General features: G+C 60.5%; 19 protein-coding genes. 11 read left to right on the plus strand and 8 right to left on the minus strand.

Annotated elements, in window-relative coordinates; genetic code table 11:
* Positions 1-13 precede the first annotated feature (13 nt).
* Both trpA and trpB read right to left on the minus strand, forming a co-directional pair.
* Complete coding sequence (trpA, locus tag CS390_RS00385; RefSeq protein WP_099773228.1) at positions 14-826, minus strand: tryptophan synthase subunit alpha; 813 nt, start codon at positions 824-826, stop codon at positions 14-16.
* Positions 823-2049: a tryptophan synthase subunit beta gene (gene trpB, locus CS390_RS00390; protein ID WP_099773229.1), complete on the minus strand. Its 1227-nt coding sequence runs from the start codon at positions 2047-2049 to the stop codon at positions 823-825. The genes trpA and trpB overlap by 4 nt, the downstream gene beginning before the upstream one ends.
* A gap of 111 nt (positions 2050-2160) precedes the next feature.
* On the opposite strand from trpB, the gene CS390_RS00395 reads away from it, so the two are divergent.
* The 3 genes from CS390_RS00395 (at position 2161) to CS390_RS00405 (ending at position 3686) form a co-directional block, all read left to right on the plus strand.
* Positions 2161-3060, plus strand: coding sequence for a LysR family transcriptional regulator (locus CS390_RS00395; RefSeq protein WP_065759094.1), 900 nt, complete (start codon positions 2161-2163; stop codon positions 3058-3060).
* Between the two features lie 72 nt (positions 3061-3132).
* Complete coding sequence (locus CS390_RS00400; protein ID WP_065759093.1) at positions 3133-3348, plus strand: dodecin; 216 nt, start codon at positions 3133-3135, stop codon at positions 3346-3348.
* Positions 3349-3461: 113 nt separating this feature from the next.
* Positions 3462-3686 carry a DUF1161 domain-containing protein gene (locus CS390_RS00405; RefSeq protein ID WP_065759092.1) on the plus strand — a complete coding sequence of 75 codons (225 nt, stop codon included), beginning with the start codon at positions 3462-3464 and terminating at the stop codon, positions 3684-3686.
* Positions 3687-3759: 73 nt separating this feature from the next.
* Here the strand turns inward: CS390_RS00405 and CS390_RS00410 are convergent, their stop codons facing one another.
* Positions 3760-4767 (minus strand): LLM class flavin-dependent oxidoreductase, encoded by a 1008-nt coding sequence (locus CS390_RS00410; RefSeq protein WP_099773230.1) that lies wholly within the window; start codon positions 4765-4767, stop codon positions 3760-3762.
* Positions 4768-4949: 182 nt separating this feature from the next.
* Here CS390_RS00410 and CS390_RS00415 point away from each other — a divergent pair, with 182 nt between their 5' ends.
* Positions 4950-5183 (plus strand): DUF1161 domain-containing protein, encoded by a 234-nt coding sequence (locus CS390_RS00415; protein WP_065759090.1) that lies wholly within the window; start codon positions 4950-4952, stop codon positions 5181-5183.
* Between the two features lie 3 nt (positions 5184-5186).
* Here CS390_RS00415 and CS390_RS00420 read toward each other — a convergent pair whose 3' ends face one another.
* Together CS390_RS00420 and CS390_RS00425 are read right to left on the minus strand one after the other, a co-directional pair.
* Positions 5187-5597: a hypothetical protein gene (locus CS390_RS00420; protein WP_065759089.1), complete on the minus strand. Its 411-nt coding sequence runs from the start codon at positions 5595-5597 to the stop codon at positions 5187-5189.
* A gap of 52 nt (positions 5598-5649) precedes the next feature.
* The gene (locus CS390_RS00425) at positions 5650-6063 is read right to left on the minus strand and encodes a hypothetical protein (protein WP_065759088.1); all 414 of its coding nucleotides are present in this window, start codon (positions 6061-6063) and stop codon (positions 5650-5652) included.
* 65 nt (positions 6064-6128) lie between these two features.
* On the opposite strand from CS390_RS00425, the gene CS390_RS00430 reads away from it, so the two are divergent.
* Positions 6129-7214, plus strand: a complete 1086-nt coding sequence (locus tag CS390_RS00430) for an aminopeptidase (RefSeq protein ID WP_177442387.1) — start codon at positions 6129-6131, stop codon at positions 7212-7214.
* Positions 7215-7241: 27 nt separating this feature from the next.
* Here the strand turns inward: CS390_RS00430 and CS390_RS00435 are convergent, their stop codons facing one another.
* Positions 7242-7886 (minus strand): HAD family hydrolase, encoded by a 645-nt coding sequence (locus CS390_RS00435; protein ID WP_065759087.1) that lies wholly within the window; start codon positions 7884-7886, stop codon positions 7242-7244.
* 28 nt (positions 7887-7914) lie between these two features.
* Positions 7915-8463, minus strand: a complete 549-nt coding sequence (locus tag CS390_RS00440) for a gamma carbonic anhydrase family protein (protein WP_099773231.1) — start codon at positions 8461-8463, stop codon at positions 7915-7917.
* 99 nt (positions 8464-8562) lie between these two features.
* On the opposite strand from CS390_RS00440, the gene prlC reads away from it, so the two are divergent.
* The 4 genes from prlC to CS390_RS00460 all read left to right on the plus strand — a co-directional run bounded on the left by prlC (position 8563) and on the right by CS390_RS00460 (position 12882).
* Positions 8563-10614 carry an oligopeptidase A gene (gene prlC, locus CS390_RS00445; RefSeq protein WP_099773232.1) on the plus strand — a complete coding sequence of 684 codons (2052 nt, stop codon included), beginning with the start codon at positions 8563-8565 and terminating at the stop codon, positions 10612-10614.
* Positions 10611-10898, plus strand: coding sequence for a YheV family putative zinc ribbon protein (locus CS390_RS00450; protein WP_065759084.1), 288 nt, complete (start codon positions 10611-10613; stop codon positions 10896-10898). Before prlC ends, CS390_RS00450 begins: the two co-directional genes overlap by 4 nt.
* A gap of 89 nt (positions 10899-10987) precedes the next feature.
* Positions 10988-12046, plus strand: coding sequence for a PA0069 family radical SAM protein (locus CS390_RS00455; protein ID WP_099773233.1), 1059 nt, complete (start codon positions 10988-10990; stop codon positions 12044-12046).
* Between the two features lie 116 nt (positions 12047-12162).
* Positions 12163-12882 carry a carbonic anhydrase gene (locus tag CS390_RS00460; protein ID WP_065759082.1) on the plus strand — a complete coding sequence of 240 codons (720 nt, stop codon included), beginning with the start codon at positions 12163-12165 and terminating at the stop codon, positions 12880-12882.
* A gap of 48 nt (positions 12883-12930) precedes the next feature.
* Here the strand turns inward: CS390_RS00460 and CS390_RS00465 are convergent, their stop codons facing one another.
* The gene (locus tag CS390_RS00465; RefSeq protein ID WP_065759081.1) at positions 12931-13578 is read right to left on the minus strand and encodes a hypothetical protein; all 648 of its coding nucleotides are present in this window, start codon (positions 13576-13578) and stop codon (positions 12931-12933) included.
* Positions 13579-13941: 363 nt separating this feature from the next.
* On the opposite strand from CS390_RS00465, the gene coxB reads away from it, so the two are divergent.
* A complete protein-coding gene (coxB, locus tag CS390_RS00470; RefSeq protein WP_099773234.1) occupies positions 13942-15069 on the plus strand; it encodes a cytochrome c oxidase subunit II in 1128 nt (375 codons plus the stop codon).
* Positions 15070-15139: 70 nt separating this feature from the next.
* Positions 15140-16732 carry a cytochrome c oxidase subunit I gene (ctaD, locus tag CS390_RS00475; protein WP_065759079.1) on the plus strand — a complete coding sequence of 531 codons (1593 nt, stop codon included), beginning with the start codon at positions 15140-15142 and terminating at the stop codon, positions 16730-16732.
* The last annotated feature ends 31 nt before the right edge of the window (positions 16733-16763 follow it).

The raw sequence follows: 16763 nt of genomic DNA on the forward strand, positions 1-16763 counted from the left end.
CTGCGATTGATACTTAGGCCTTGCGCGCTGCCCGCACACCTTCGGCCAGTGCCGAGCACAGCTCCAGCACATCGCCTACGGCTTGTTCAGCACTGGTTGCGTGGGCAATCTTGTCTACCAGTGCCGAGCCTACCACCACGCCGTCTGCGAGACGGGCAATGGCCGCCGCCTGCTCGGGTGTGCGGATACCGAAGCCAACGCTGATTGGCAGGTCGGTATGCCGACGCAGGCGCTCGATGGCGCTGCTGACCTGATCGGTGGTGGCAGAGCCGGCACCGGTCACACCGGCAACCGAGACGTAGTAGACAAAGCCCGAGCTGCGCTCGAGCACGCGTGGCAAACGCGCATCGTCGGTGGTCGGAGTGGTCAGGCGAATGAAGTCGATCCCGGCGGTTTGGGCCGGGGTCGCCAGTTCGGCATCATGCTCTGGCGGCAGGTCAACGATGATCAGGCCATCGACGCCGGCTTCCTTGGCGTCTGCGACGAAGGCTTCGACACCAAAACGGTGGATCGGGTTGTAGTAGCCCATCAGGACGATGGGCGTGGTGCTGTCGTCGACGCGGAACTCGCGCACCATCTGCAGGGTTTTCGCCAGGGTCTGACCAGCGTCCAAGGCACGCAGGGTGGCCAGTTGGATCGCCACACCATCGGCCATCGGGTCGGTGAAGGGCATGCCCAGTTCGATCACGTCGGCGCCAGCGGCGGGCAGGCCCTTGAGGATCGCCAGCGAGGCATCGTAGCCTGGGTCGCCTGCGGTGACGAAGGTGACCAGTGCCGCACGGCCTTCGGCCTTGAGCGTGGCAAAACGTTGTTCAAGACGGCTCATGCCTGCTTCTCCTGCTGTGCGGTCGCGGCCATATGGCTCATTACGGTTTGCATGTCTTTGTCGCCGCGCCCGGACAGGCACACCACCATCAGGTGATCCTTGGGCAGGGTCGGTGCGCGTTTGATTGCTTCAGCCAGGGCGTGGGCGGTCTCCAGCGCCGGGATGATGCCTTCCAGGCGGCAGGTGGTGTGGAACGCCGCCAAGGCTTCGTCATCGGTGATGCTGACGTACTCGACGCGCTTCACTTCGTGCAGGTAAGCGTGTTCCGGACCGATGCCCGGGTAGTCGAGGCCCGCAGAAATCGAGTGGGCGTCGGTGATCTGGCCGTCCGCGTCCTGCAACAGGTAGGTACGGTTGCCGTGCAATACGCCCGGTACACCACCGTTGAGGCTGGCCGCGTGTTTGTCGGTGTCGACGCCATGGCCACCGGCTTCGACGCCGATGATCTGTACGCTGGCGTCATCGAGGAAGTCGTGGAACAGGCCCATGGCGTTCGAGCCACCGCCAACACAGGCGATCAGGCTGTCTGGCAGGCGACCTTCCTTGGCGTTCATCTGTTCACGGGTTTCCTTGCCGATGATCGACTGGAAGTCACGGACCATGGCGGGGTACGGGTGCGGACCTGCAACAGTGCCAATCAGGTAGAAGGTTTCATCAACGTTGGTCACCCAGTCACGCAGGGCTTCGTTCATCGCGTCCTTGAGCGTACCGGTGCCGGCAGTGACCGGGACGATCTCGGCGCCCAGCAGCTTCATGCGGAACACGTTGGCTTGCTGGCGTTCGATGTCGGTGGCGCCCATGTAGATCACGCAAGGCAGGCCAAAGCGTGCCGCTACGGTGGCGGTGGCCACGCCGTGCATGCCGGCGCCGGTTTCAGCGATCAGGCGCTTTTTGCCCATGCGCTTGGCCAGCAGTACCTGGCCGATGCAGTTGTTGATCTTGTGCGCGCCGGTGTGGTTGAGCTCTTCGCGCTTGAAGTAGATCTTCGCGCCGCCGCAGTGCTCGGTCAGGCGTTCTGCGAAGTACAGCGGGTTCGGGCGACCGATGTAATCGCGCTGGAAGTAGGCCAGTTCTTTGATGAACGCCGGGTCGGCCTTGGCAGCTTCATATTCTTTGGCCAGGTCAAGCACCAGTGGCATCAGGGTTTCAGCGACGTAACGGCCGCCGAAATCGCCAAACAGGCCGTTGGCATCAGGGCCGCTGCGGTAGTGGGTCTGGGTCATGAGTCGCTCCAAGGCGTTATCTAGACTGGGATTGGCTCTACTCTAACCACGACACGCGCATCTGAAAACCGATAAGATCGCCATAACCTGTCAGGAAAACTCACAAATCAAATGGCCCACGACTTGCCTCCGTTGAACGCCTTGCGGGCGTTCGAAGCGACCGCCCGGCTGAACAGCGTCAGCCAGGCTGCCGAGCAGCTGCACGTTACCCATGGCGCGGTTAGCCGTCAGCTCAAGGTGTTGGAGGAGCACTTGGGGGTGAGCCTTTTCGTCAAGGATGGGCGTGGCATTAAACTCACAGATGCCGGGGTGCGGCTACGGGATGCCAGTAGCGATGCGTTCGAGCGCCTGCGTGCCGTGTGCGCCGAATTAAGCCGCGACAGTGCCGAGGCGCCCTTCGTTCTGGGCTGTTCGGGCAGCCTGTTGGCGCGTTGGTTCATACCGCGGTTGGGCCGCTTGAAGGCCGACCTGCCGGAATTGCGGCTGCACCTGTCTGCGGGCGAAGGTGACCTTGATCCGCGTCGCCCGGGCCTGGATGCCCTTCTGGTGTTCGCGGAACCGCCGTGGCCAGCCGACATGCAGGTACATGTGTTGGCCGAGGAACGTATCGGCCCGGTGCTTAGCCCGCATTGCAGCGGCTTTGCGCGTTTGCAGCAGGCGCCGGCCAGCGCCTTGTTGGGTGAAGCGTTGCTGCAAACCACCTCGCGCCCACAGGCGTGGCCCAGTTGGGCTCGGCAGCAGGGGCTCGACCCGCAGGCGTTGAGGTATGGGCAGGACTTCGAGCACCTGTATTACCTGCTGGAGGCGGCTGTCGCAGGCCTTGGCGTTGCCATTGCGCCACAACCCCTGGTAGCCGATGACCTGCGTGCCGGGCGTCTGGCTGCGCCGTGGGGCTTTTGTCAGACCCAGGCCGCGTTGGTGCTATGGGTGCCACGCCGCGCCGCCGATGGGCGTGCCGAACAGCTTGCCGGTTGGCTGCGTGCTGAACTGGCACAGCAGGTCGTGCGATAGCCGGGCCTGTTCGGCAGGTAAATCCGTGTGGCGCTGCTAGGCTCTGGAGTCAGGCTAGTCAGGAGAAACGCCATGTCCGATCATCACACCTACAAGAAAATAGAGCTTGTCGGCTCATCCCCCAACAGCATCGAAGAGGCCATCAACAATGCGCTGGCCGAGGCTGGCAAGAGTATTCAGCACCTGGAGTGGTTCGAGGTGGTGGACACCCGTGGGCATATCAAGGACAACAAGGCCGCGCACTTTCAAGTGACGCTCAAGGTGGGCTTTCGGATTGCCAACAGTTGATGCGTCCTGATGCCACAGTGCTGGCTTGAACGCGCAGCTTGGGGTAAATAGGTAATGATGCCGGGCAGCGTCCGGTACCCGTTTCTTTTTGATCTGAACAAGGAATGCGATCGATGAAGAAGGTGGTGATGGCTTTCGGTTTGATGATGCTCGCCGGAACGGCGTTGGCAGCCGGCAAACCGTGCGAAGCGTTGAAAAGCGAGATCGACGCGAAGCTCAAGGCGAAAGGTGTTTCCGGTTATTCGCTGGAGATCGTTGCCAAAGGCGCCGCTGCGGGTGGAAAAGTCGTAGGTACCTGCGAGGGCGGTACCAAGGAAATCGTCTACAAACGCGGTTAAGCCAGTAAGCGTCGGCTCCCGCGGTTTATACCTGCGCAGGAGCCGGCGTTGCCACGCGAATGTCAGGATACCGTTATCGGTCGCCCAGCACCGTCTGCGCCAACAACTCGTAAGACCGTATCCGGTCAGCATGCTCATACAGGTCGCAGGTGAAGATCAGCTCATCGGCCTGGGTCTGCTCCAGCAATACCTCCAGTTTGGCGCGGATTTTCTCCGGCCCACCGACCATTGCCAGCCCAAGGAAACTGCCCACCGCTTCGCGCTCGTGAGGCAACCAGAGGCCGTCCATTGACGCTACCGGTGGGCGTTGCATCAGGCTTTGCCCGCGCATCAACGCCAGGATGCGCTGGTACACCGAGGTGGCCAGGTAGTCGGCCTGCTCGTCGGTATCGGCGGCGACCAGCGGTACGCCGAGCATCACGTAAGGTTTTTCGAGCACCGCAGAGGGCTGGAAATGGTTGCGATACACGCGAATCGCCTCGTGCATGTAGCGGGGGGCGAAATGCGAGGCGAAGGCGTAGGGCAAGCCACGCTGACCGGCTAGCTGGGCGCTGAACAGGCTTGATCCGAGCAGCCAGATCGGCACCTCGGTGCCATAGCCAGGCACGGCGATCACTTTTTGATCAGCCGTACGTGGGCCCAGGTAGCGCACCAGTTCGGCGACATCCTCTGGGAAGTCGTCGGCACTGCCGGAGCGCTCACGGCGCAGGGCACGGGCTGTCAGTTGATCGGAGCCTGGCGCACGCCCCAGGCCCAGGTCGATACGGCCTGGATAGAGGCTGGCCAGGGTGCCGAACTGTTCGGCAATCACCAGTGGCGCGTGGTTTGGCAGCATGACGCCACCGGCACCGACGCGGATCGTCGAGGTGCCTCCCGCCAGGTAACTGAGCAGTACCGCCGTGGCCGAACTGGCAATGCCGTCCATGTTGTGGTGTTCGGCGACCCAAAAGCGGTTATAGCCGAATCTCTCGACGTTACGCGCAAGATCGAGGGAGTTTCTCAGGGCTTGTGCCGGGCCACCGTCCTGGCGTACTGGCACCAGGTCGAGTGTGGAAATCTTGATATCGGCAAGTCGCTTCATGGGCTGTTGGGGCTCCTGGGCAGTCGTTTGGCCGGCGTCGAGCGACGACCCTGCTGGCTCTGTATGGGCATATTCCAGAGATTCAATGCCCGCCTATGAAATCGAGCTGAACTTGCTTGCCGTATCGGCCTCTGAAAGCAGACAAGGCGCGAACCTTCGTGCCACCACCCAGGAGTAGTCCCATGATTCGTTTTGCATTTACTGTACTGGGCATGCTGATGGCATCGGCAGTACTGGCTGCGCCCAAGCCTTGTGAGGAACTCAAGGCCGAAATCGAGGCCAAGATCCAGGCGCGTGGCGTCACCTCCTATACCCTGGAAATCGTCCCCAATAACGAAGTCCACGACCAGAACATGGTGGTGGGTAGTTGCGATGGCGGAACCCGAAAGATCATTTACCAGAAGAATGATCGCTAGGTCTCAAGGAATGCAGTGCACGTCTCGCTCCTCCGCGAGTACCTTGCGGTCGGCGTCGTACAGCCACGCATTGGGGGTCATGCTCAGTGCGCGGGCTTCCAGGCGGTAACGTTGGCCTGCTTGAAAATTATCGTAGCGAACGGTGAGGTAGCAGGTTCTTTCGACCGGTTCGCTGGTGAAACCGCCGGCATAAACCTCGTAGTCGAAGCGCACGATCAACTCGTGGGGCCCTGGCGGTACCTGGAAGTAGCGACCATCGATCAGGCGTGTGCCGTCCAGACGATCAGCCATGACCAGTCGGCCAGGGGTAATAGTGTAGAGGTCGACCCAGGCCTGCTTGGTATCGATGGGGGGCAAGGGATTGCTGCAGGCGGCCAAGGTACTGACGGTGAGCAACATCAGCGGCTGGCGCATGATGGTCTCCAATGGCAGGTTTCAAAGTTCAAGCATAGCGCCATTAGGCACTTCAGGTGCGTTGACAGCCTGCCGGTAGCCCCTTGCCAACCACCCGATGTTGCTCATCATAGAGTTTCACCCAGGGGTTCAAGCCGGTACTCCCCGCCTTTAGCTGGTAGCGCTGACCGGCATTGAAGTCCTTGTATTTCACATTCAGCTGGCAATCGCGCCACAGCGGCTCGCTGACCGGGCCGATGTTACCGGGCGCGACCGGGAACTGATAACGCACCGTCAGCTCATGGCTGCCGGGGGAGACTTCAAAGTAGCGTTTGTCGGCCCAGCTACGCTCGTCCACTTCTACCGCATGCAGTGACTCGTCCGGATGGGGTGTCAGGTCGATCCAGGCCTGGTTGGGGTCGGGTGCGGGAAGGCCTGCGCAACCGGACAGAATCAGCAGGCTGCAGGCAACAAACATCGTACGCATGGCAAAACTCCGGGTTGGCAGGATAGTCTTGGGGCGACAAGGACTTGAGCGGGACGCCTGGCGTCATGATTCGACTGATTTTTTTGCTGCGCTCAGGTCTCCGGGTACTCGACCGCAGCAGCCGACTGTTGGTTCCCCTGTCAGCGCTTTTGCTGCTCAGCGGTTGTTCCAGCCTCGGTTACTACAGCCAGTTGGCCAGCGGCCAGTGGCACCTGCTGCAAGCCCGCGAGCCTGTGGCCGAGATCATCGCCGACCCCGCGCGCGATGCGACCTTGCGCAAGCATCTGGCGCAGGCAGAGCAGGCCCGGGCCTTCGCCAGTACGCAACTGAAGCTGCCGGACAACCGCAGTTATCGGGTGTACGCCGATATTGGTCGGCCGTTTGTGGTGTGGAACGTGTTCGCAACCCCCGAGTTTGACCTCGAACCCCTCACTCATTGTTTTCCTGTTGCCGGTTGTGTGGCCTATCGCGGCTACTACAGCCAGAGCGCGGCGCGCGGTGCTGCGGCACTGGCCCGACAGCAAGGGCAGGATGTCTACATTGGCGGCGTACAAGCCTATTCGACACTGGGCTGGTTCGATGACCCTATCCTCAGTTCGATGATGGGTTGGGGTGATGAGCGTTTGGCCACGTTGATCTTTCATGAACTGGCCCACCAGCGCGTGTATGTGAAGGATGACACCGAGTTCAACGAATCTTTTGCCACCTTCGTCGAGCAGGAAGGCACGCGCCAATGGCGCAAGGCGCGCAACCTGCCGCCGCTGCAGGACAGTGCCAGCCAACAGCGCGACCAGTTCACGGGCCTGGTGTTGGCCAGCCGTGAGCGCTTGAAGGCACTGTACGCTGAACCACTGGCAGTACCGGCCAAACGTGCGGCGAAAGCGGCCGAATTCGAGCGCTTGCGTCGGGAGTACCGGGCGTTGCGCGATACTGCGTGGGGCGGTGTTGGCCGGTTTGATGCCTGGGTTGAATCACCGCTGAACAACGCCAAGCTTTTGCCCTTCGGCCTGTATGACCAGTGGGTGCCGGCGTTTGCCGCGTTGTTCAAGCAGGTGAATGGCGATTGGACGGCCTTTTACGCCGCTGCGGAGGCGTGGGGGCGGTTGCCGCCAGTGCAACGCAAGCAGGCGCTGGTGACTGCCTTGCACTGACGGACACGGCCTTGCCATCTGCGCGCGTTACAGAAAGGCTCGATGCAGTTCGCTCAGCGTGGCGAAGTGGTAGGCCGGTTGTTCGGCGTTGAGCTCCTCGAAGCTACCAAAGCCATACCCCACGGCTGCTGCGTCCAGGCCGTTGCGACGGGCGCCGATCAGGTCGTGTTTGCGGTCACCGATCATCAGGGTTTGCGCCGGCTCCAGTTGCTCTTGCTCAAGCAGGTGGGCGATCAGTTCGATCTTGTCGGTGCGGGTGCCGTCCAGTTCACTGCCGTAGATCACCTTGAAGTGGCGATCGAACTCGAAGTGCCTGGCGATTTCGCGGGCGTACACCCAAGGCTTTGAGGTCGCGATGTACAGCGTCCTGCCCTGTCCTTCCAGCGCCTGCAACAGTTCGCCCACACCCTCGAAGACGCGGTTCTCGTAAAGCCCGGTGACTTTGAAACGCTCGCGGTAGAAATTCACCGCATCCCAGGCGCGCGCTTCGTCAAAGTCATAGAACTGCATGAAGGCCTGCAGCAATGGCGGGCCGATGAAGTGCTCCAGGCGGCTCAAGTCTGGTTCGTCGATGCCCAGTTTGCTCAACGCATACTGGATCGAGCGGGTGATGCCTTCGCGCGGATCGGTCAGGGTGCCGTCCAGGTCGAAGAGAATGTTCTGATAGTGCATGGCAATCTCTGTTGGGCTGTGGATAACGTCATTCCGGGCGATCGTAGCCTTCAGCCAGGTGCTGGTCCTTGAGCTTGACGTAGTTGGCGGCGCTGTAAGGGAAGAAGGCGCGCTCCTTGTCGGTCAGCGGGCGTGCCTGCTTGACCGGGCTGCCAACATAGAGGAAGCCGCTTTCCAGGCGCTTGCCCGGGGGCACCAGGCTGCCTGCCCCGATGATCACCTCATCCTCGACCACCGCACCGTCCATGATCGTGCTGCCCATGCCCACCAGGATCCGGTTGCCAAGTGTGCAGCCGTGCAGCATGACCTTGTGGCCGATGGTCACGTCGTCGCCGATCAGCAGCGGGAAGCCGTCCGGGTTGAAGGGGCCTGCGTGGGTGATATGCAACACGCTGGCATCCTGCACGCTGGTGCGCGCACCGATGCGGATACGATGCATGTCGCCACGAATCACGGTCAGTGGCCAGACAGAGCTGTCGTCGTCGATCTCGACATCACCCAGCACGACCGCCGAGCGGTCGACAAAGGCCCGTTCGCCCAGGCGTGGCGTGTGGTTCTGGAAACTGCGGATGGCCATGATCGTTTCCTTGTATGGCATGTATAACTTTGGATAGCTGCGGGGAGCGCTGATTGTAATTAAGATGGGCCTGTGTTTCTTCTGCCAAGGTGTTTAACCGTGAGTGCGAACAACCCGCTTCTGCAGTCCTACGACCTGCCGCCCTTCTCGGCGATCCGTGCCGAGCATGTGCTGCCGGCGATTGAACAGATCCTGGCCGACAACCGTAGTGCCATCGCCGCCATTCTGAAATCCCAGGGTGAGAACCCCACCTGGGAAGGCCTGGTCTTGGCCATGGATGAACTCAACGACCGTCTGGGCGCGGCCTGGAGCCCGGTCAGCCACCTCAATGCAGTGTGCAACAGTGCCGAACTGCGTGAGGCCTACGAGTCTTGTTTGCCCGCACTTAGCGCCTACGCCACCGAGCTTGGGCAGAACCGCGAGCTGTTCCAGGCTTATCAGGCCCTGGCCGCCAGCCCGGCGGCAGCACACTTCGATGTGGCGCAGAAAACCATCATCGAACACGCCCTGCGTGACTTCCGTCTGTCGGGTATCGACCTGCCTGCAGACAAGCAACAGCGTTATGCCGAGGTCCAGAGCAAGTTGTCGGAACTGGGCAGCCGGTTCTCCAACCAACTGTTGGACGCGACCCAGGCCTGGACCAAGCACGTTACTGACGAAGCGGCTCTGGCTGGCCTGACCGATTCGGCCAAGGCGCAAATGGCCGCAGCAGCCCAGGCCAAGGGCCTCGATGGTTGGCTGATCAGCCTGGAGTTCCCAAGCTATTACGCCGTGATGACCTACGCCCAGGATCGCGCCCTGCGTGAAGAAGTCTACGCCGCGTACTGCACCCGTGCGTCCGACCAGGGCCCGAATGCCGGCCAGTTCGACAATGGCCCGGTGATGAGCGAAATCCTCGACCTGCGTCAGGAGTTGGCCGGCCTGCTTGGTTTCGCCAACTTCGCCGAGTTGAGCCTGGCGACCAAGATGGCCGAGTCCAGCGATCAGGTGTTGAGTTTCCTGCGTGATCTGGCCAAACGCAGCAAGCCGTTCGCGGCTCAGGATCTGGCTCAGCTCAAGGCCTACGCGGCCGAGCAAGGGTGTGCTGATCTGCAGAGCTGGGACAGCGGTTACTTTGGCGAGAAGCTGCGTGAGCAGCGCTACAGCGTTTCCCAGGAAACCCTGCGTGCCTACTTCCCGATCGATAAGGTGCTGACCGGCCTGTTCGCCATCGTTCAGCGTTTGTACGGCATCGAAATTACCGAACTCAAAGGTTTCGACAGCTGGCACCCGGACGTGCGTCTTTTCGAGATCAAGGAGCACGGCCAGCACGTCGGGCGCTTCTTCTTCGACCTGTATGCACGCGCCAACAAGCGCGGCGGCGCCTGGATGGACGGCGCTCGCGACCGTCGGCGCACCGCGACGGGTGATCTGCAGAACCCGGTCGCCAACCTGGTGTGCAACTTCACCCCGGCAGCGCCCGGCAAGCCAGCGTTGCTGACCCACGATGAAGTTACCACGCTGTTCCACGAGTTCGGCCACGGCCTGCACCACCTGTTGACGCGCATCGAGCATGCAGGTGTTTCCGGTATCAATGGTGTGGCGTGGGATGCTGTCGAGTTGCCGAGCCAGTTCATGGAAAACTGGTGCTGGGATCCTGAAAGCCTGGCGCTGATTTCAGGGCATTACGAAACCGGCGAAGCACTGCCCAAGGACCTGCTGGAGAAAATGCTGGCGGCGAAGAACTTCCAGTCCGGTCTGATGATGCTGCGCCAACTGGAGTTCTCGCTGTTCGACTTTGAACTGCATGCTCACCATGGCGATGGTCGCAGCGTGATGGACGTACTTGAAAGCATCCGTGACGAAGTCTCGGTCATGCGTCCTCCAGCGTATAACCGCTTCCCCAACAGCTTTGCGCACATCTTTGCTGGCGGCTATGCCGCGGGTTACTACAGCTACAAGTGGGCCGAAGTGCTCTCGGCGGACGCGTTTTCGCGTTTTGAAGAGGAAGGTGTACTGAACGCTGAAACCGGACGTGCTTTCCGTGAGGCGGTGCTGGCGCGCGGTGGTTCGCAGGAGCCGATGCTGCTGTTCGTCGACTTCCGTGGCCGTGAGCCGTCAATCGATGCACTCTTGCGTCACAGTGGTCTGAGTGAGGATGTGGCGGCATGAGCGAAGCGCATGTGAATGTGAATGTAACGAAACGACGCTTTATCGCCGGTGCTGTTTGCCCGGCATGCAGTGAGCCGGACAAGTTGATGATGTGGAGCGAAGACAGCGTCCCACACCGTGAGTGTGTAGCCTGCGGTTTCACCGATACCCTCAATGAACAGGGCTTGTCGGTACCGAAGGAGCTCGGCACGCGGGTCAATCATGTCGAGCTCAAGCCGGCCAGGCCTGCGGTGCAGACGGTTCAGTTCTTTCCGAACCCGAAGCTGAAGAAGCCAGCCGAGTAATCGGCTCGGCAGTGCCAGGCGCCAGACGGCTCTGGTAATTGGTTATCGCCCTCTATACTGTATATAAAAACAGTATAGAGGGCGTTTTTATGTCCACTCCACTCCCCGTGCGTGGCCGCGGTACTGCGAGCAATCCGCACAACCGCTTCGCGCTGAACCGCTCGGTGGTCGAGGATGACGGCTGGTATCAGGAAGTCCCGCTCACGCAGAGTACTGAAGTCCGCATCGAAACAGCCAAGACCATCATCACCCGCAACAGCTCGCCAGACCTGCCCTTCGACCGCTCTATCAACCCTTACCGGGGCTGTGAGCATGGTTGCATCTACTGCTATGCAAGGCCCAGTCATGCGTATTGGGACCTGTCGCCAGGGCTGGACTTCGAGACCAAGTTGATCGCCAAGACCAATGCGGCTGCTGTGCTGGAACAGCAACTCTCCAAGCCGGGTTACGTCTGTGCGCCGATCAACCTGGGTTCCAATACCGACCCCTATCAGCCGATCGAACGCGAGCAGAAGCTGACTCGTCGCCTGCTGGAGGTGCTGTTGCGCTACCGCCATCCGGTCACGATAGTGACCAAGGGTTCGCTGATCCTGCGTGACCTGGACCTGTTGGCCGAGCTGGCCCAGCAGCGATTGGTGAGGGTAATGATCAGCCTCACCACGCTCGACGATGAGCTCAAGCGTGTTCTGGAACCCCGGGCGGCGGCACCGAAGGCCCGCTTGCGGGCCATTCGGGTCATGCGCGAGGCAGGTGTTCCGGTGGGCGTGCTGTGCTCGCCAATGATTCCGATGATCAATGACAGTGAGCTTGAACGGCTGCTGGAAGCGGCCAAGGGTGCGGGGGCCTTGAGCGCTGCGTACATGCTGTTGCGCTTGCCTTTGGAGGTCGCGCCGCTGTTCGAGCACTGGCTGCTCGACCACTACCCGCAACGGGCTGCCCATGTGCTCAGCCTGATTCGTCAGAGTCGAGGCGGTGACTTGTACGACAGCCGATTCGGTGCGCGGATGCGTGGTGAGGGGGTGTTTGCCGAACTGTTGGCGCAACGCTTCAGCACGGCGATCCGTCGTCTGGGGCTGAACCGGCGCGAAGGGCCTGGGCTGGATTGCAGCGCGTTTTTCCCACCGGGGGGGCAATTGTCTTTGCTGTGAATGAGGCTTGCGGTTGTGATGGGTGAGTCAGTGACGTCATCTAATCGTCACGCTTTGCCTGAATCAATATCCCGTTAATATGGCATTAACGTTCAAACCGTCACAGAGGATAAATCATGCAAGACAAGGAACCCTCTCCGTCCGGCCCGGTGGTTGATGCCAACGATGCCGACGCTGCACTCAAGCATATCGTCGACGGCTTTCTGCGTTTTCATCATGAGGTCTTTCCGCAACAGGAAGAGCTGTTCAAGAAGCTCGCCACCGCGCAGAAACCACGAGCGATGTTCATCACCTGTGCAGACTCGCGGATTGTCCCTGAACTGATCACTCAGAGCTCGCCGGGCGACCTGTTCGTAACCCGTAATGTTGGTAACGTGGTGCCGCCCTACGGGCAAATGAACGGCGGTGTTTCCACCGCGATCGAATACGCTGTCATGGCGCTTGGTGTGCACCACATCATCGTCTGTGGCCACTCTGATTGTGGTGCGATGCGTGCGGTACTGAACCCGCAGAGCCTGGAGAAAATGCCGACCGTAAAGGCCTGGTTGCGCCATGCCGAGGTCGCCAGGACGGTTGTCGAGGACAACTGCCATTGCAGCACTGAGCATGAAAGCATGCAGGTGCTGACCAAGGAAAACGTGATTGCGCAATTGCAGCATTTGCGCACACATCCTTCGGTAGCCTCGCGCATGGCGGCCGGCCAGCTGTTCATCCATGGCTGGATTTACAACATCGAGACCAGCGAGATCAGTGCTTACGATGCCGAGCACGACGCGTTCCTGCCGTTGACCGTCGGGCAACCTATTCCCTGCGCGACCCCCAAGGGGCGTTTCTAGCTACGTGCGCCTGACCCTGCCGGCAAGTCCGGCAGCTCAGGCGTGTGTTCAGGCTGATTGGTCGAGATCCAGGCCCACGCCCAATTGGCGAGACAGGCATGGCCAGCGCTTCCAGGCGGCACCGGTATCCGGGCTGCTGAGTTTCTCTCGGTAGGCTTCCACCGACTCCAGGGCGAAGCTTTCCTCATTGAGCAGGTTATCCACAGAGTGGTGTACCACTTCGTCCAATTGGTTGGCGAAGCTTTCGCCGATCAGTTGGTGGGCGATCAGGTTGGCGACCGTGGTGTCCAGCGGAATCAGTGGCTGCTGGAAGTGCTTGATGTAGACGTCGTTCACTTCCTCGACCAGGCGATGGGCCAGGTAGGCTTCATCGAGCAGGCTGTCGAGGCCGACATGGCCCTCCAGGATCGTTGGCGGCGTGACGAAATACGCCTCGGCAATCATCAACACCGGTTTGATCTGCGATTCGATGCCCGCTTCACGAGCAACGTCGTGGGCGGCTTCCAATACCTCTGGCACCTGATCGATGTAGGCGCTGACGAAACGTGTCAGTACGCCTTGAGCATCCTGTTCCGGCAGTTGGATCGCCGGGTGCAGGTGTGGCAGTTGTTGTGCGAGTTGCTGTTTCAGCTGGCCGGTTTCGGCTTCATGTTGATGGGCACGGGTGATCTGCTCGCGCAATGCGGCGATGTTCATGACAACTCCAGGGACAAAGGATTACAAACGGAAGACATAAGGTAGCTCGGTTCTGCGAGCGATTAAGACGCATTTTTCATAATCAGAGGACACTTATAGTCTGAGGTTATATTGACCTGCCAACACGCTGGTATTGGTCGTTGGTTGTGGACGACACGCCGATCATTTGCCCCTTGTGCTGAATTTTTCCTGTCGATTGCGCGGTCAGGGTCGCTGTCTATACTCCGGTTGAAAGTGATTGGCTGACGAGGCCCGACTGCATTGCAGCAGGGGCTCGGCCCCAAAGTGTGCAGTCTTGGCCGCCGTACCCTTAGCCGTAGGTCCATGCCTCCGGGATAACAAGAACGATAAGGGGAACCCGCAATGATGCGACATCCACATGTCTGGATGGGCCTCCTGTTGTGGTCGGTATTCGGTCAGGCACACGCCGCCTGGACTGTGAATATGGCGCCGGGTGCGACTGAGGTCAGCAACGCAGTCTTCGACCTGCACATGACCATCTTCTGGATCTGCGTGATCATCGGCCTGGTGGTCTTCGGCGCGATGTTCTGGTCGATGATCATCCACCGTCGTTCCACCGGGCAGGAGCCGGCTCATTTCCATGAGCACACCTGGGTGGAGATCCTCTGGACCGTAGTGCCCTTTCTGATTCTCGTGGCCATGGCCATTCCGGCCACGAAAACGCTGATCGATATCTACGATGCCAGTGAGTCAGACCTGGATGTTCAGGTCACCGGCTACCAGTGGAAATGGCATTACAAGTACCTGGGCCAGGATGTCGAGTTCTTCAGCAACCTGGCCACGCCCGCCGATCAAATCCATAACAAGTCACACAAGGACGAGCATTACCTGCTCGAAGTGGATCAGCCGCTGGTGCTGCCGGTCGACGCCAAGGTGCGCTTTCTGGTGACCGCAGCCGATGTCATTCACTCCTGGTGGATGCCGGCTTTCGCCGTGAAGCGTGATGCGATTCCGGGCTTCGTCAACGAGGCCTGGACCCGGGTCAAGAAGCCCGGAATCTACCGGGGCCAATGCACGGAGCTGTGTGGCAAGGACCATGGCTTCATGCCGATCGTGGTCGAGGTCAAGTCCAAGCCCGACTTCGATGCCTGGCTGGCCGAACGCAAGGCTGAGAGCGCCAAGCTTAAGGAGCTGACCAGTAAGGAATGGACGCTGCAGGAACTGGTGGAGCGCGGCGACAAGGTTTACCACACCACCTGCGTGGCCTGTCACCAGGCCGAGGGGCAAGGCCTGCCGCCGATGTTCCCGGCGCTCAAGGGCTCGAAAATCGCCACCGGGCCTAAGGAGGGGCACTTGAATATCGTGTTCCACGGCAAGCCCGGCACGGCGATGGCTGCGTTCGGCAAGCAGCTGTCGGAAGTGGATATTGCTGCGGTGGTGACCTACGAGCGCAACGCCTGGGGCAACAACAAGGGCGACATGGTCACACCCAAGGATGTACTGGCGCTCAAGCAGGCAGAAAGCCAATGAACCGGCCCTTCGTCGGAACTCGCGTTGGCCGCGTGGCCAGCCACGTACAGCGGATTGCAGGAGACAGGACATGAGTGCAGTGATCGACGACCACGGTCATGCCGGCGCTGACCACGCCCACGGCCCGGCCAAGGGCCTGATGCGTTGGGTGCTGACCACCAACCATAAAGACATCGGCACGATGTACCTGTGGTTCAGCTTCTGCGCATTCCTGTTGGGCGGCTCGTTTGCCATGGTGATCCGCGCCGAACTGTTCCAGCCGGGTCTGCAGATCGTCCAGCCGGAGTTCTTCAACCAGATGACCACCATGCACGGCCTGGTGATGGTCTTCGGTGCCGTGATGCCGGCCTTCGTCGGGTTGGCCAACTGGATGATTCCGCTGATGATCGGTGCGCCGGACATGGCGCTGCCGCGGATGAACAACTTCAGCTTCTGGCTGTTGCCCGCGGCCTTTCTGCTGCTGGTCTCGACCCTGTTCATGCCGGGTGGCGGACCGAACTTCGGTTGGACCTTCTACGCGCCGCTGTCGACCACCTATGCGCCAGAGAGTGTGACCTTCTTCATCTTCGCTATCCACCTGATGGGTATCAGCTCGATCATGGGGGCGATCAACGTCATCGCGACCATTCTCAACTTGCGCGCACCCGGCATGACCCTGATGAAAATGCCGTTGTTCGTCTGGACCTGGCTGATTACCGCGTTCTTGCTGATCGCCGTGATGCCGGTGCTGGCCGGGGTGGTGACGATGATGCTGATGGACATCCATTTTGGCACCAGCTTCTTCAGCGCCGCTGGCGGTGGCGATCCGGTGCTGTTCCAGCACGTGTTCTGGTTCTTCGGCCATCCCGAGGTGTACATCATGATCCTGCCGGCTTTCGGCGCGGTCAGTTCGATCATTCCGGCGTTCTCGCGCAAACCGCTGTTCGGGTACACCTCGATGGTCTACGCCACCGGTGCGATTGCCTTCCTGTCCTTCATTGTCTGGGCGCACCACATGTTCGTGGTCGGTATTCCGGTGGTCGGCGAGCTGTTCTTCATGTACGCCACCATGTTGATCGCAGTGCCTACCGGGGTGAAGGTGTTCAACTGGGTGAGCACCATGTGGCAGGGCTCGCTGACCTTCGAGACGCCCATGCTGTTTGCCGTGGCCTTCGTGATTCTGTTCACCATCGGTGGTTTCTCCGGGCTGATGCTGGCCATTGCCCCGGCGGACTTCCAATACCACGACACGTACTTTGTGGTCGCGCATTTCCACTACGTGCTGGTGCCGGGGGCGATCTTCGGGATCTTCGCCTCGGCCTACTACTGGCTGCCGAAGTGGACCGGGCACATGTATGACGAGACGCTGGGCAAGCTGCACTTCTGGCTGTCGTTCATTGGCATGAACATGGCCTTCTTCCCGATGCATTTTGTTGGCCTAGCGGGCATGCCTCGGCGGATCCCGGACTACAACCTGCAGTTCGCCGACTTCAACATGATCTCCTCGATTGGTGCGTTCACCTTCGGCGCCACGCAGCTGTTCTTCCTGTTCATCGTCATCAAGTGCATTCGGGGCGGCAAACCGGCCCCGGCCAAACCCTGGGACGGAGCGGATGGCCTGGAGTGGACGATTCCTTCGCCTGCGCCTTACCACACGTTCGTAACCCCGCCGGAGGTCAAATGAACAGTGCCTTGGGCGGTTCAGGGAGCGAGCC

Source organism: Pseudomonas sp. HLS-6, assembly GCF_002753995.1.
GTDB lineage: Bacteria > Pseudomonadota > Gammaproteobacteria > Pseudomonadales > Pseudomonadaceae > Aquipseudomonas > Aquipseudomonas defluvii.

Excerpts from the sequence above, each read along its gene's own strand:
- trpA (WP_099773228.1), bottom strand. The coding sequence starts at position 826 with ATGAGCCGTCTTGAACAACGTTTTGCCACGCTCAAGGCCGAAGGCCGT.
- trpB (WP_099773229.1), bottom strand. The coding sequence starts at position 2,049 with ATGACCCAGACCCACTACCGCAGCGGCCCTGATGCCAACGGCCTGTTT.
- CS390_RS00395 (WP_065759094.1), top strand. The coding sequence starts at position 2,161 with ATGGCCCACGACTTGCCTCCGTTGAACGCCTTGCGGGCGTTCGAAGCG.
- CS390_RS00400 (WP_065759093.1), top strand. The coding sequence starts at position 3,133 with ATGTCCGATCATCACACCTACAAGAAAATAGAGCTTGTCGGCTCATCC.
- CS390_RS00405 (WP_065759092.1), top strand. The coding sequence starts at position 3,462 with ATGAAGAAGGTGGTGATGGCTTTCGGTTTGATGATGCTCGCCGGAACG.
- CS390_RS00410 (WP_099773230.1), bottom strand. The coding sequence starts at position 4,767 with ATGAAGCGACTTGCCGATATCAAGATTTCCACACTCGACCTGGTGCCA.
- CS390_RS00415 (WP_065759090.1), top strand. The coding sequence starts at position 4,950 with ATGATTCGTTTTGCATTTACTGTACTGGGCATGCTGATGGCATCGGCA.
- CS390_RS00420 (WP_065759089.1), bottom strand. The coding sequence starts at position 5,597 with ATGCGCCAGCCGCTGATGTTGCTCACCGTCAGTACCTTGGCCGCCTGC.
- CS390_RS00425 (WP_065759088.1), bottom strand. The coding sequence starts at position 6,063 with ATGCGTACGATGTTTGTTGCCTGCAGCCTGCTGATTCTGTCCGGTTGC.
- CS390_RS00430 (WP_177442387.1), top strand. The coding sequence starts at position 6,129 with ATGATTCGACTGATTTTTTTGCTGCGCTCAGGTCTCCGGGTACTCGAC.
- CS390_RS00435 (WP_065759087.1), bottom strand. The coding sequence starts at position 7,886 with ATGCACTATCAGAACATTCTCTTCGACCTGGACGGCACCCTGACCGAT.
- CS390_RS00440 (WP_099773231.1), bottom strand. The coding sequence starts at position 8,463 with ATGGCCATCCGCAGTTTCCAGAACCACACGCCACGCCTGGGCGAACGG.
- CS390_RS00450 (WP_065759084.1), top strand. The coding sequence starts at position 10,611 with ATGAGCGAAGCGCATGTGAATGTGAATGTAACGAAACGACGCTTTATC.
- CS390_RS00455 (WP_099773233.1), top strand. The coding sequence starts at position 10,988 with ATGTCCACTCCACTCCCCGTGCGTGGCCGCGGTACTGCGAGCAATCCG.
- CS390_RS00460 (WP_065759082.1), top strand. The coding sequence starts at position 12,163 with ATGCAAGACAAGGAACCCTCTCCGTCCGGCCCGGTGGTTGATGCCAAC.
- CS390_RS00465 (WP_065759081.1), bottom strand. The coding sequence starts at position 13,578 with ATGAACATCGCCGCATTGCGCGAGCAGATCACCCGTGCCCATCAACAT.
- coxB (WP_099773234.1), top strand. The coding sequence starts at position 13,942 with ATGATGCGACATCCACATGTCTGGATGGGCCTCCTGTTGTGGTCGGTA.
- ctaD (WP_065759079.1), top strand. The coding sequence starts at position 15,140 with ATGAGTGCAGTGATCGACGACCACGGTCATGCCGGCGCTGACCACGCC.